This window comes from Hymenobacter glaciei (assembly GCF_039539585.1).
GTDB classification, from domain to species: Bacteria; Bacteroidota; Bacteroidia; order Cytophagales; family Hymenobacteraceae; genus Hymenobacter; species Hymenobacter glaciei.
Window position 1 is genome coordinate 97,590 of record NZ_BAABDK010000021.1, and the last position, 14,613, is coordinate 112,202.

Genomic DNA, 14,613 nt, shown 5'->3' on the forward strand with positions numbered 1-14,613 from the left:
CCGAAGAATATGTTTCAGCCCTAGCCCTTTCCTTTTTTGGAAGGCAAGAATAGCCGGTGCCTTGGTACCAGGCCGCTTTTCACCTGTTAAGTAATCGAGCAGAAGTAATCAGGTCATCGTCCGGCCCGGTCCGACCGCCCTAGGCGGTCCGACCGGTTGTCGTCAGCGCAAAACCGGAGGTGCTTCAACCGGTCCGACCGCCTAGGGCGGTCGGACCGGGCCGATGCCGAATTACTTTTTCTCGACTACTTAAATGCAAGCATATGGACCAAATAGTGGCTCAGCCCGCCGTGCTGCTCAAAAACGTGGAGCGGGCGGCGCGCAACCTCAAGCATGTCATCTACAAAACGCCCTTGCTGCAAAACCACGGCCTCTCACGTCTCTACGAAGCCACGGTGCTGCTCAAGCGGGAGGACTTGCAGGTAGTGCGCTCCTACAAGATTCGCGGGGCCTACCACAAGATGAGCACGCTGCCGCCCATTGCCGGCGAGCGCGAAATTGTGTGTGCCAGCGCCGGCAACCATGCCCAAGGCGTGGCCTACGCCTGCCAGCTGCTGGGCCTGCGGGGCTACATCTTCATGCCCGCCCAAACGCCGGCCCAGAAGGTCGACAAGGTGCGCCTCTTTGGCAAAGAGTTCGTGGAAGTCATCCTCACCGGGGCCAGCTTCGACGACTCATTTCGCGAGGCCCGGGAATTCTGCGACGAGCGCGGCAGCACATTTATTCACCCCTTCGATGATTTAGCCATCGTGGAAGGGCAGGCCACCGTGGGGCTGGAGATTCTGAAAGCCGCTCCCGGGCCGATTGATTACTGCTTTATGCCCATTGGTGGGGGCGGGCTGGCGGCGGGCGTAGGCAGCGTGTTTCGGCTATTGAGCCCGGCCACCAAGCTCATTGGCGTGCAGCCGCTGGGCGCGCCTTCGATGCACGATGCCATCCAAAACCAGCAGCACGCGGCGCTGGCCAGCATCGACAGCTTCGTGGATGGCGCGGCGGTGAAGTGCCCGGGCCAACTCACCTACGAGCTGTGCCGTGAGCTGCTCGATGAAGTAGTGTTGGTGCCCGAAGGCCAGGTCTGCCTCGATTTGCTAAAGATGTACAACGAGGAAGGCATGGTGCTGGAACCTGCGGGCACGCTCACCATCTCGGCCCTGCACCAGCTGGCCGCCCGCATCCGGGGCAAAACCGTGGTGTGCGTGGTGAGCGGCTCCAACAACGACATCACCCGCATGGAGGACATCAAGGAGCGCGCCGCCAAGTACCAGGGCCTGAAGCACTACTTCATGGTGACTTTCAACCAGGCTCCCGGCGCTTTGCGTCGCTTCGTGAACCAGGTGCTAACCGAGGGCGACGACATCATCCACTTCCAGTACATCAAGAAAAACAACAAGGAAAAAGGCCCCGTTTTCGTCGGCATCGAAGTGAAGCAGCCGCACGACGTGGAAGCCATCAAAACCCGCATGGGGGAGGAGGGCTTCCGCTTCGAATACCTCAACGGCCAGCCCGATTTCCTGGCGCTGCTGGTGTAGCAGCTTGATTAAAGGAAGCCCGTCATGCCGAGCGCAGCCGAGGCATCTCGCGTGCCACCACTAATCAACATCGTTGAACAATTGAGTTACTGTTGCACGCGAGATGCCTCGGCTGCGCTCGGCATGACGTTCATTCTTGCGTTATAGATTCTACACCGTGTGCAGAATTACACAGAGCGAAACACTCGAAATAACCACCCACAGCAGCACGCCCAGCACATACGGCCGGGCGCCCACCGAGCGCACGATTTTGGCCGACAAGCCAGCACCAATAAAGAACAGGGTCAGCGTGAGGCCGATTTTGGCCAGGTTCACCAGCACCGGACCCAGCGGATGCAGGGCGGGCACGTAGGTGTTCAGCAGCATGGCCGCGATGAAACCGAAGATGAAATAGGGAATCGTGATTTTAACACCCTTTTGCTTGAAAAGCATGGCCGTGCCAATACTGACCGGGATAATCCAGAGGGCCCGGGCCAGCTTCACGGTGGTGGCTACCTGCAGCGCCTGGTCGCCGTAGACCTTGGCCGCCCCCACTACCGACGACGTGTCGTGAATGGCAATGGCGCACCACAGGCCAAACTGCTGCTGCGTCATGGCCAGGGCGTGGCCGATGGGCGGAAAGGCAAACAGCGCAATGGCATTAAGCACGAACACCGTGCCCAGCGCCACCGACATTTCTTCATCTTTGGCGTGCAGCACCGGCCCCACGGCCGCAATAGCGCTGCCCCCGCAAATAGCGGTGCCGCACGAAATAAGGTGCGTAACGTGGCGGCCCAGCCCCAGCCAGCGCCCCGCCAAGTAGCCCAGCACCAGCGTACCGAAAATGGAAGCCACCGTGAACAAAATGCCCTCACGGCCGGCCTGCACCGCCGCGTGGGCATTCATGCCGAAGCCCAGGCCCACCACCGAGTATTGCAGCAGCTTGGCCGTAGCGGCTTTGGTTTGGGAAAGGAAGGGGTTGCCCAACGTTTGGGCCAGTACCAGGCCCAGCGCCAGCGCCACCGGCGGCGAGGCCCAAGGCGTGAGGCAAAACACGAGCAGCAGCCCAAACACCACCTGCTGCCCCGTAACGGGGTAGCCCGCCACCAGATGCGGCGTATGGAAAGCGCGCCAGAAACCGGCCGCAGGTGCTGCCACTGGTTCGGTTGCCGCTGGGGTAATGTGGGTGGGTGGGGCTTGGGTGGGAGCAGGCATGGGAGCGCATGTAGTTGGGTCAAAATTACGTAGCTGCCCATGTTTTGGGTAATTGAAAAGTGTTATTCGGAATTACCTGAGATTATAATAGGCCTTTCCGCTGCGCCAGTACTACTGGTTGCTGGCGAGGCGGAATGACTTTGGGCCGCGCGCCTACCACAATCGATTACGGAAAGAAATACCAGGTTTTCCTTTCAGAAGCGGTTTTTTTGGCGGAACATTACTTTTTCATAGTCTGCCCGCTGCGTTCCTTCCGCTGGCAACTTACTGCACTCTCTTTTTCAACGCTGCTCAATGAACAAGCTCGCAACGATTGACTACATCGTTTTTTTCGTCTACTTCATCATCGTTGCCGGCTACGGCATCTGGATTTACCGCCGCAAAACCGGGCACGACGGCACCCTCGAAGGCGACTCGAAAGACTACTTTCTCGCTGAGGGCTCGCTTACCTGGTGGGCCATCGGCTCTTCGCTGATTGCCTCCAACATCTCGGCCGAACAATTTGTGGGCATGTCGGGCTCGGGCTTTAAAATGGGCCTGGCTATTGCCACCTACGAGTGGATGGCTGCCATCACGCTCATCGTGGTGGCCACGTTCTTCATTCCGGTGTACCTCAAGAACCGCATTTTCACGATGCCGCAGTTCCTGAGCCAGCGCTACAACGGCACCGTGGCCATGATTATGGCCCTGTTCTGGCTGGCGCTCTACATCGTCGTCAACCTGACCTCGATTCTCTACCTCGGTGCCATTGCCATCAGCAGCATCGCGGGCCTCAACCTCACCTTCTGCCTGTACATGCTGGCCGCGTTCGCCGTCCTCATCACCCTGGGCGGCATGAAGGTGATTGGCTTCACCGACGTGATTCAGGTGTTCTTCCTGATTCTGGGCGGCCTGGCTACCACCTACCTGGCCCTGAACCTGGTGGCCGAGCACAACGGCACCAGCGGCGTCATCAACGGTTTCAACCTGCTCACCTCGGAGGCCGGTGACCACTTCCACATGATTTTCAAGCGCGACAACCCAAATTACATCGACTTGCCGGGACTTACGGTGCTGCTCGGTGGCATGTGGATTGTGAACCTGAACTACTGGGGCTGCAACCAATACATTACCCAGCGCGCCCTGGGCGCCGACTTGCCCACGGCCCGCGCCGGTATCCTGTTCGCCGCCTTCCTGAAATTGCTGATGCCCGTGATTGTGGTGCTGCCCGGCATCGCGGCCTTCGTGCTCTATAAGCAGGATGTATTTGGCTCGGCCGAGTTTGGTGCCGGCGCCGATTTGAACCCCGACCGCGCCTATCCGGTGCTGCTCAACATCCTGCCCGTGGGCCTGAAGGGCTTGTCCTTCGCCGCCCTCACGGCCGCCGTGGTGGCCTCGCTGGCTGGCAAAGCCAACTCTATTGCCACCATCTTCACGCTCGACGTTTACAAGAAAGTCATCAACCCCGAAGCTTCGGAAAAGACGCTGGTAGCCACCGGCAAAATTGCCGTAGTCGTGGCCATGATTATGGGCGTGCTGATTGCACCGCACCTAGGCATCGACAAAAAAGGCGGGTTCCAGTACATTCAGGAGTACACGGGCTTCGTGTCGCCGGGCATTTTCGCCATGTTCATCCTGGGCTTCTTCTGGAAGCGCACCACCTCGACGGCGGCCCTGTTTGCTACCATTGGCGGCTTCCTGCTGTCGGTGCTGTTCAAGTTCTTGCCCAATTGGGCGGACCTGTCGGGCCTGGCGCCCTTTGGCTTCGCGGTGAAAAATGCCGAGGGTGTATATGAAATCCCCTTCCTCGACCGCATGGGCTTCGTGTTCATCATCTGCATCCTGGCCATGGTCGTTATCAGTATTTTCGAAACCAACCGTGGCGTAAAAACCAACGGCCTCGAAGTCGACCGCACCATGTTCCGTCCGCAGCCCAGCTTCCTGGCCGGCGTGGCGGTTATTCTGGTTATCATCACCACGCTCTACACCGTGTACTGGTAGGCAAACCTGCTGGGGTAATGTAGGTAGAGACGCAACATTTTGCGTCTCCTCGTTGAACGATTTGCTCGCGAGGAGACGCAAAATGTTGCGTCTCTACCCGTTTTATAGCTTTCAAACTTTATTTTGCTTCAAATGAAATTGTTACGCTACGGCCCCGCCGGCCACGAAAAACCGGGAGTCCTGCTCGATGGGAAACGGTACGATGTCGCTGCCTTCGGCGAAGACTACAACGAGCAGTTCTTCGCCACCAACGGTCCGGCGCGGCTGGCGGCCTTTGTGCAGGCGCAGGCCGGCGAGCTGCCGGTGCTGCCGGACGATGAGCGCCTCGGCCCGCCCGTGGCGCGCCCCTCGAAAATCGTGTGCGTGGGCCTGAACTACTCCGACCACGCCGATGAAATGGGCCTGGGCTACCCTGCCGAACCGGTGTTCTTCCTAAAAGCCACCAGTGCCCTGGCCGGGCCGAACGACGACATCATCATCCCGCGCGGCTCCGAGAAAACCGACTGGGAGGTGGAGCTGGCCGTGGTAATTGGGTGCCGCGCCTCCTACGTAACCGAAGCCGACGCGCTCGACTACGTAGCTGGCTACGTGCTGCACCACGACGTGTCGGAGCGGGCCTTCCAGCTGGAGCGCGGCGGCACCTGGGACAAAGGCAAGGGCTGCGATACCTTCGCGCCGCTGGGCCCTTGGCTCGTAACGCCCGATGAGATTGCCGACCCCGCCAACCTGCGCCTCTGGCTGACGGTGAACGGCCAACCCAAACAGGACAGCAACACCGCCAAACTCATTTTCGGGCTGCCCTTTCTGATTTCTTACGTCAGCCAGTTTATGACCCTGCTGCCTGGTGATGTGCTCTCGACCGGCACCCCGGCTGGCGTGGGCATAGGCCTGAAGCCCCCGCAATATCTGAACCCAGGCGACATAGTCGAGATGGGCATCGACGGCTTGGGCAGCGCCCGCCAGGTGCTGCGGGCTTATTCGCCTGCTTAATATCCATAGTACGCCCTTATGCACTGCACCGCGACCTGGCCGGAAGCTATCAGCACTGGAGCTGCCTGCCGGGCCGCCGGGGAGCAGGGTGCGGCCCAGAGCCTGGGCAGGAAAGGACAACTACTGCTGCTGTTAGCGAGCCTGCTGGTGCTGCCGCTGCTGCCGGTTGCGGGCCAAGCCCCTGCTGCTAAACCGGCGCGAGGAGCACGCCCGGCGCGGATGCCGAAAAAGGCCACTCTTGCGCCCATAGCTGCCGCCCCTGTGGTTACCTCTGGCCTGCCCCCAGTGTGGCAGCCCGACCTCGGCGATGGCACCTACCAGAACCCCGTGCTGAATGCCGACTACTCGGACCCCGACGTGGTGCGCGTGGGCAACGATTACTACCTTACGGCTTCCAGCTTCAGCAGCCTGCCGGGCCTGCCTATTCTGCATTCGAAAGACCTGGTGAACTGGGAGCTGCTGGGCAACGCCCTGCCCGAACTACCGGCCGCTTTCCGGCTGCCGCAGCCGGGCAACGGCGTATGGGCCCCGGCTCTGCGCTACCACAACCAGCAGTTTTACCTGTATTTCCCCGACCCGGATAGGGGCATCTACGTGACCCGCGCCCGCAACCCCGCCGGCCCCTGGGATAAGCCCACTCTCATCAAGGAAGCCAAAGGGTGGATTGACCCCTGCCCGCTGTGGGACGATGACGGCCGCGCCTACCTCGTGCACGCCTTTGCGGGCAGCCGCGCCGGCATCAAAAGCGTGCTGGCCGTGAGCCCGATGACGCCCGACGGCCTGCACCTGTTTGGCGATGATGCGCTCGTGTTCGACGGCCACGCCGAGCACCCCACCATCGAAGGCCCCAAGCTCTACAAGCGCCACGGCTATTACTACATTTTTGCCCCCGCCGGCGGGGTGCCCACCGGCTGGCAAACCGTCCTGCGGGCCAAAACCGTGTTTGGCCCCTACGAGGCGCGCATTGTGATGGACCAGGGCAAAACGGCCATCAATGGCCCGCACCAGGGCGCATGGGTTGATACGCCCGATGGGCAGGAGAACTGGTTTCTGCATTTCCAGGACCGGGGCCCCTACGGTCGGGTTGTGCACTTGCAGCCCATGGTGTGGCAAAACGACTGGCCCGTTATCGGCACCGACCCCGACGGCGACGGGCGCGGCCAGCCCGTGCTGCGCTACCGCAAGCCCCGTGTACCCGGGCCGCCCGTTGCCCTGGCGGCACCGCCGACTTCCGACGAGTTCGAGGGCGTCGCGCTGGGGCCGCAGTGGCAGTGGCCGGCCAACCCGCAGGCGGGCTGGGCCATGCCCAATGGCCCGCAAGGTTACCTGCGTCTTTATGCCCAAACCCTGCCGGCCGATTTCAAAAACTACGGCCTGGTACCCAGCCGCCTGCTGCAGAAATTGCCCGCCGAAACCTTCACTGCCACTGCGAAACTCACCTTCGTGCCCCGGGCCGAGGGCGAACAGGTGGGGCTGATAATGGACGGGCTCGATTATGCCTACTTGTCGGTGAGCAGCAACAAAGGCCGTTGGAGCTTCGCCCTGGCTACCTGCCGCAACACCGACCAGCTCACGCTCGAAACCAGCACCGTGCCCGTGCGCATCAGCGCGCCCGCTTCCGGCCTTGTTTACCTGCGGGTAGCAGTGCGCGCCGGGGCCCGCTGCCGCTTCAGCTACAGCCTCGACGGCGAAAACTTCGAGGAGATAGGGGAAGCGTTTTCGGCCCGTGAAGGCCGTTGGATTGGGGCTAAAATGGGCCTGTTCTGTAGCCGCGTGGGCCGTACCAACGACGCTGGCTACGCCGACGTGGACTGGTGGCACGTGACCCAGTTATTGGAGTAGAATTGGGTGTCATGCAGTGATTAAACGCAAGTGTGCGTCTTTATCCGGTAGCTCAATCCTCGGCCCGCAACTCCAGCAACTCGTTTTGCCACAGCAACTGTTCGGCTGTAATCGGATAGGGGCCACCGTGCCGGATGGTTTCGTGCACTGCTTCAAACAGCCCCAGGTAGTTGCCCGGCGCGGCAGCATCGGGCGCGGTGTGCAGCTGGCCTTCGGCCGAGGCCAATGTCAGCAGGCCTTCCTGGCCCGGTTGCTCGTGGCCATAGGCGGGCGCGGTGGGCGTAAGGCCGGCCAGGAGCTGGGTTTCCTGCGGGTCGGTGCGGCCTTTTTGGTAGCTGCCCTGGGTGCCGTGCAGCACGTACGCCGGGCCGGGCGCTGCTACCAACAGGCTGGAAGTCAGCCACACGTTCAGCCCCTGCGGGTACCGCAGGTGCAAACTGAAAAAGTCGTCGACCTGCGAGTTGGGGCGGTTGGTGCCTAGGGTCTTGCGCGCGCTGATGGGCTCTCCAAACAAGCTGATGGCCTGGTCGATGATATGCGGGCCTAAGTCGGCAAGCAAGCCGGCACCCGGGCCAGGCTCTTCCTTAAATTTCTTGGTGTTGAGCGCGGGCTTGTAGCGGTCGAACCGGAAGTGGGCTTCAAGCAACTGGCCCAACTGGCCGCTGGCGATGATGCGGCGCACGGCGCTGAAGTCGCTGTCCCAGCGCCGGTTTTGGTAGGCCAGCAGGTGGTGCCCCTGCTCCCGGGCCAGGGCCAGCAGCTCCTGCAGCTGCGCGACGGAAGTAGCTACCGGTTTTTCGAGCAGCACGTGCTTGCCCGCCCGCAACGCCTGGCTGGCCAGCTCGAAATGAGTGGCGCTGGGCGTGTTCACCACTACCAGCTCCACGGTGGTATCGGCCAGCAGCTCGGCCACGCTCCTAACGCTCCGAATGCCGGGATAATCGTGTTGCATGCGCGCTTCCGTGCGTTCCACTACAGCGTAGAGCTCGAAGCCCGGATGGGCCGCCAGAAAGGGGGCCTGAAAGAGTTTGCCCGACATGCCGTAGGCCAGCAGCGCGGTGCGAATGGGAGTAGCAGCCATGGAGGCAAGATAGGGTCGACAAGTGCCGCGCCCCCTTTGGGCTGATGAGGTGTGGACCTAGCAGCAGCCCCTAAAGTGGCACAATGCGGAGGTGAGTGAAAAGGATGGAAGCAGGAAAATTATTGACAATCAAAGGGTATTGAGCTCTCAGCCCACATAATGCGAAATTGATTTTTTGATTATGCCTAACTTGTACCGGGTTTATTTTCGGTAGGTTATGGGCACTATCCTCGGAGTTAAGCGTTTGGGAGGTAATACTCCCGGTCGTTGCGCTCACCGCCCCACCCGGACCTATTGCTGTGTATAGACAATTTATGAAGCAAATCGTAACGATAATATGTGTTTGCCTGGGCCTGCTGAGTAGCAGCGTGGAGGTTGCGCAGGCGCAAACCAAGCCCGCGCCGGCTACCCCAGCGGCGGCTTCTGCGACGCCGCGCTACCAGTCTGGCAAGCTCTCGACCGACCCCGCCCAATACATCGCCGACGTGCAATCGATGATGGCCAGCACCAACAATGCCGGCGCTCGCGTTATCGCGGCCCGCATGACGGAGCTATGGTCCTCGAACCGGCTGACGACCACGCAGCAGCGCAACATTGTGGCGCTCTCGCAAACCATGCTGGCCCAGCACTTCCGGGCCCGCCCGCACTTCGAAACGCTGTTCAATACCATCGTGGCCGGTGCCACCCTGGCGCACCTCAACGATGCGCAGATGGACCAGTTCCTCGAGGTGCTGACCCAGAGCCTCAACCACGAGGAGCCCATGGAAACCGACCGGTTTCTGACCAGCACCAACCGCTTTTTCCACGGCGGCTACCTCTACCGCACCGGCTACAACACCTTGCGCGCCGTGAACGGCACCATTTCGTTTGCCTACACGCCGCTGGCGGTGCCGCAGTCGAACCTGGAGTTTGGGGCCACCGCGCCCGCCCCCAAAGAGGAGCCGCTGCCCGCCGCCCCTAAGGCCGTGGCCAAAAAGCCCGTAGCAACGGCTAAGCCCGCGCCCAAAAAGAAAAAAGCCAGCAGCAGCGGCTGGGACACCGCCGATATGTGGTCGTCGCCTTCCAACGGCGGCTGGGGCGATGCCGACGATAGCTGGGGGGGGGGCAAGAAAAAGCCCGCGCCCGCCAAAAAGCCCGTGGCCAAAGCCGGCGCCAAGCCGGCTGCTGCGACGCCCGCTGCCCCGGTTGCTAAATCGTCGGATTTCGACCAGCCGGCGGCTTTCACGCCCTCGGCGATGCCTTACGATGAGTACACCCCACCGCCCGTGCGCGGGCCGGTGCTGAAAGTAGAAAACGCCGACATGTTTATGGCGACCGGGGGCGACTCGGTCTTCATCAAGAAAGTGAGCGGCACGGCAGTGTTCAACACCCACCGGTTTGTGGCCTCGAGCGGGCAGTTCGTGTGGTCCATCCGCACCAATCTGGTCACGGCTGACCTGGGGCCGTTCGACTTCGACATGACCAAGCCCGAGTTCACGGCCCAGCCCGTGACGGTGACGTACCCGTACTTGCTGGAAGCACCCGTAAAGGGCGCCCTCAGCTACAAGAGCGTGCGCCGCAAGCCCGGGCAGGTCGACACCGGCTACCCGCGCTTCATTTCGCTCACCAACGATGCCCGGATTAAGAACCTGGGCCAGAATATTCAGTACCGCGGGGGCTTGTCGATGGCCGGCTTCAAGGTATTGAGCGCGGCCCTCGATGGCTCGCTCTCTAACCTGACGGTGAGCCTGGAGGGTAAGCCCAAGTTCCGGGCATCGTCGCGGGCCTATGTGCTCGGCGATTCCGTCATCACGGCCAGCCGGGCGGGCGTTACCATTTACGAAGGGGCGAAAGACTCGATTACCCACCCCGGCGTGCAGCTCAAATACACCAAAAACTTGCAGCAGCTGAAGCTGGCGCGCGAGGAAGGCTTATACAAAAACACGCCCTACAGCGACTCCTACCATCAGCTCGAAATCCGGACGCAGGCCCTGAACTGGGATTTGCACAAGCCGGCGCTTGACTTTGCAGTGCTCTCGGCCAAAAACCAGCAGTCGGCCGATTTTGAAAGCAAGGAGTTCTTCACCAACGACCGATACCAGCAGTTGAAGAGCATCAACCGGCTGCATCCGCTCCAGATGCTGGTAGGCTACAGCCAGGCGCATAGCAACGTGAAAACCGTGAATGTGAGCAACCTGGCCACCGACCTGGGCACCAGCGAAGCCAACATGCGCAGCGCCATGTCGGGCCTGGCCCGCGACGGTTACGTGGCCTGGAACCCCCAGACCGGTGAAGTAACCATTCTGCCCAAAGGCACGCACTACGTGGCTTCGGCCCGCGACAAAAAGGACTACGACCACATCGCCATCAAGTCCTTGGCGGGCTCGGGCAAAAACGCCACGCTTAACCTCAACACCAACGAGCTGACGGTGCGCGGCGTGCAGCGTTTCAACTTTTCCGACGACTCGGCTACGGTGTACGTGAAGCCCGACAGCGCCATCATTCGCATCGGCCAGGACCGCAACATCACCTTTGGCGGCACGGTAGTGGCCTCGGCCATGCGCTTCAAGGGGCGCAACTTCAAGTTCGATTACAAGGGGTTCTACGTCGACATGGCCAAGATTGACTCCATCGTCATTCGCAGCGAAACCAAGGACAAAAAGGGCCGCCCCACTGGTAAAAAAGCTGACTTTGCCCTCACCAACAAAGGCTCGGTAAGTACCGGGCGCCTCTACCTGAACGACCCCAGAAACAAGTCGGGCCGCAAGAAGATGGCGCAGTACCCGGCCTTCGACTCGAAGAGCGGGGCCAACGTGTATTTCCGCAAGCAGGACGTGCTGGGTGGAGCCTACGACTCGACCCTGGTGTTCGACATTCCGCCCTTTAAGCTTGACTCGCTGAACGGGCTGAGTAAATCGGCAGCTGGTTTCGAGGGCACCTTCCGCAGCGGCGGCATCATTCCCGACCTCAAAACCAAGCTTACCCTCCAGGAAGACGGCGCGCTGGGCTTCACCTACGATGTACCCCGCGATGGCTTCCCGCTCTACAAAGGCAAGGGCCGCGTGTTCGATAAAGTGCGCATGGACGGCCGCGGCCTGCAAGCCGATGGCATGGTGACGTACCAGACGGGGACGTTCACGTCCAGCAGTTTCGTGCTCTACCGCGACTCGGTGGTGGCCGTGGGCACCATGGGCAACGTGGCGGCCAAGCACACCGACGGCGTAGACATTCCGAAGATGGCGCTGCCGCGCGGCTACATCATGAACTGGAAAGTGAAGCAGGACTCCATGTTCCTGAGCACCCCGCCCGGCTCCGACGCGCCCATTCGCCTGTACGCGAAGGGCGATGCGCGCGCGAAAACCATCACGGCCTACAACTTCAAGGGCACGGCACTGCTCACGCCCACCACGGCCGGCGGCGACGGCCGCCTCGACGGTCCGCAGTCCTTCATCAGGTCGCCCGACTTCACATTCAAAACCGACAGCTACTCGGGCCGGCACGCCACCCTCAACGTGAAATCGGCGGAGGCAAACAAGCCCGCCTTGTCGGCTGCCGAAGTGGAGTTCAACTACAATTTGAAAAACGGCTATGCCGATTTCAAACGGGAGAAGGGTAGCAAGGCCAGTATCGATTTGCCGTACTCGAAGTTCCGTACCACCCTTAGCGGCGGGCACTGGGACTTCAAGAAGAAAGAGGTGCGCCTGCGTGTAGCCCCGGGCAACGACTCGACCAAGTCGTACTTCTATGCTACCAGTCCCAACCAGCTGGGCCTGAAGTTCAAGGCTTCCTCCGGCATTTATGACCTGGCCAAATACCAGATGAAGGTGGGTGGCGTGCCCTACATCGCTGCGGCCGATGCCTGGATTATTCCTGATTCGGGCCGCGTGAATATCCTGGCCGCTGGCCGCCTGCAGCGCCTGCACAATGCCAACGTGCTGCTCGACTCGCTGGCCAAGTTCCACAACCTGTATAACAGCAACATCGACGTGCTCTCGAAGGAGTCGTTTGCCGGTAGCGGCGAGTACATCTTTAAAACGGCGCACGACTCGGTGGCGCTGCGCTTCGGCAGCTTCGGCCCCGACCAGGCCGCCGTGATGGCCGGCAAGGGCAAGAAATTTAAGCGCAACGAATCGGGCGAGGCCATTGGTACCGAAAACGGGGCCGCCGAAGGGCCGGCCACCGTGGCTACGGCCGTGGTGAGCAATACCAGCAAATTTCAGCTCACGCCCCGCATCGGCTACCGCGGCAACGTGGAGCTAAACTCGCGCCGTCGGGGCTTTGCCTTCAATGGGCAGGTGCAGCTGCAGTTTGGAAAGAACCGCGCTTTAGCTCAGTGGGTGGCCGTGAAGGATTCCATCGACCCGAAAAACTTCAGCCTGAACCTGAACGACGTGAAAGCGGAGGACGGCGCGCCCCTCGTAACGGGCATTTTCCTCTCGGACCAGACCAATGTGCTCTACCCGCTCTACGCGGCCGCCATTCCCAACTCGACCGACCTGACGGTCTTCAAGGTGGATGGCAAGCTGCGCTACGACAATAAGAAGGAGGTATACACCATTTCGCGCAGCGACCCGGCCGATGCTAACGCCTACGAGGGCTCGGCGCTGACGTACACCGATGCCACCAACTCGCTTAAGTTCCACGGCCCGATGAGCTTCATTGGCAACACCATCAAGGACTTCAAGATGGTGGGAGCTGGCGTTGGCACGGCCAACCCCGATAGTGCCCGCTACGATGTTGAGGCGCTGCTGGGCATCGACGTGACCTTGCCGCCGAAAGCCCTCGACATTATGGCCAACGAATTGGCCAAAACCACCAAGAACCTGCCCGAGGCCCAGACCGGCTCAACCAATGAGTTCTTCAACCTGGCCCAGTTCATCGGCGACAAGGGGGTGGATGCCGCTTCGCAGCGTCGCGGGTTCGCCGAGCCGCTGATGAAGCTTTCGCCCAAGCTGGCCCACACCATTTTGCTGAGCCGGGTGAACCTGCGCTGGAACGACCGGCGCCGGGCCTGGTACTCGGTTGGCCCCATTGGCCTTGCCGGCGTGGGCAAGGAGTCCATGAATGCGCTGATAAACGGCTACATCGAAATCCGCCGCGAAACCGGGGGCGACATCGTGCAGATGTACCTCGAAGCCGACAAGACGAGCTGGTATTACCTGAAGTTTGCCAACAACCTGCTGCTGGTGAAATCGCAGAACGAGGATTTCGACGCCGAAATTGCCGACAAAGCCAAGGGCGAGTACGAAACCGCCAGCAACTACGGGGCTTTTCTGGGCGATTTTGCCGACGCGGACAACTTCCGCGACCATTTCCAGAAAGACTTCCTGGGCATCAAGCCCAAGGCCGCCGCTAAATCAAGCCGTCCGGCCGCGCCTGCCCCCGTCTTCGACGAGATGGCCAACAAGAAGAAAAAGAAGAAGGACCCCGTAGAGGAGGCCCTGGCCAGCGACCCCAGCGCGCCTGCCCCCGAGGCAGCTGCCGCGCCCGCCAAAAAGAAGAAAAAGGCCAAGGCCGATGACCCCTTCGGCGATGGCGTGATGGAAGACCCAGCCCCCGCACCCGCGAAAAAAGCGGTGGCCCAAGCGCCCGCTACAACCCCGGCTGCCAAGCCGGCTCCTGCTACGAAAGCGGCAACCGACAGCACCTCTGCTGCAGGCAAGGCCGAGCCCGCCAAAACGCCCGCCACCGGCAGTCCTGCTGTAGAGGCCGCACCAGCCAACGAGCCGCCCACCCCGGAAGCACCCGTCGACGTCCCCAACGCTCCCGATAAAAAGGAGGCGGCCCGCCTGGCCAAAGAGGCAGAGAAGCAGAAAAAGGAAGAGGAAAAACTGAAAAAAGAAGAAGAGAAAAAGAAGAAGGACGAGGAGAAGCAGAAGAAAAAGGCTGGCTCCGACCCCTTCGGCGAGAACTAGGCCACCCGCCAGTTCGCCCGGCCCTTCTCCCAAACCCTGAGCGTCATGCCGGGCGAAGTCGAAGCATCTCTGCCGCAGCAGTAATCAGTTACTCTTGCGACAG

The 14,613-nt window shown here is 61.1% G+C and carries 7 protein-coding genes; 5 read left to right on the plus strand and 2 right to left on the minus strand.

Annotated features, from left to right (window positions below; all coding sequences use genetic code 11):
• Positions 1–263: 263 nt before the first annotated feature.
• The gene (gene ilvA, locus ABD837_RS13465; protein WP_345055379.1) at positions 264–1,529 is read left to right on the plus strand and encodes a threonine ammonia-lyase IlvA; all 1,266 of its coding nucleotides are present in this window, start codon (positions 264–266) and stop codon (positions 1,527–1,529) included.
• Between the two features lie 150 nt (positions 1,530–1,679).
• Here ilvA and ABD837_RS13470 read toward each other — a convergent pair whose 3' ends face one another.
• Positions 1,680–2,723, minus strand: coding sequence for a YeiH family protein (locus ABD837_RS13470; RefSeq protein WP_345055381.1), 1,044 nt, complete (start codon positions 2,721–2,723; stop codon positions 1,680–1,682).
• A gap of 294 nt (positions 2,724–3,017) precedes the next feature.
• Here ABD837_RS13470 and ABD837_RS13475 point away from each other — a divergent pair, with 294 nt between their 5' ends.
• The 3 genes from ABD837_RS13475 (at position 3,018) to ABD837_RS13485 (ending at position 7,535) form a co-directional block, all read left to right on the plus strand.
• On the plus strand, positions 3,018–4,703 hold the full coding sequence (locus ABD837_RS13475; protein ID WP_345055383.1) for a sodium/sugar symporter: 1,686 nt from the start codon (positions 3,018–3,020) through the stop codon (positions 4,701–4,703).
• A gap of 132 nt (positions 4,704–4,835) precedes the next feature.
• Complete coding sequence (locus tag ABD837_RS13480; protein WP_345055385.1) at positions 4,836–5,693, plus strand: fumarylacetoacetate hydrolase family protein; 858 nt, start codon at positions 4,836–4,838, stop codon at positions 5,691–5,693.
• Positions 5,694–5,711: 18 nt separating this feature from the next.
• A complete protein-coding gene (locus tag ABD837_RS13485) occupies positions 5,712–7,535 on the plus strand; it encodes a glycoside hydrolase family 43 protein (RefSeq protein ID WP_345055387.1) in 1,824 nt (607 codons plus the stop codon).
• 52 nt (positions 7,536–7,587) lie between these two features.
• On the opposite strand, the gene ABD837_RS13490 is transcribed toward ABD837_RS13485, so the two are convergent.
• Positions 7,588–8,616, minus strand: coding sequence for a Gfo/Idh/MocA family protein (locus tag ABD837_RS13490; protein ID WP_345055389.1), 1,029 nt, complete (start codon positions 8,614–8,616; stop codon positions 7,588–7,590).
• Positions 8,617–8,930: 314 nt separating this feature from the next.
• Between ABD837_RS13490 and ABD837_RS13495 the strand changes: the two genes are divergently transcribed.
• Positions 8,931–14,510 (plus strand): hypothetical protein, encoded by a 5,580-nt coding sequence (locus tag ABD837_RS13495; protein ID WP_345055391.1) that lies wholly within the window; start codon positions 8,931–8,933, stop codon positions 14,508–14,510.
• The last annotated feature ends 103 nt before the right edge of the window (positions 14,511–14,613 follow it).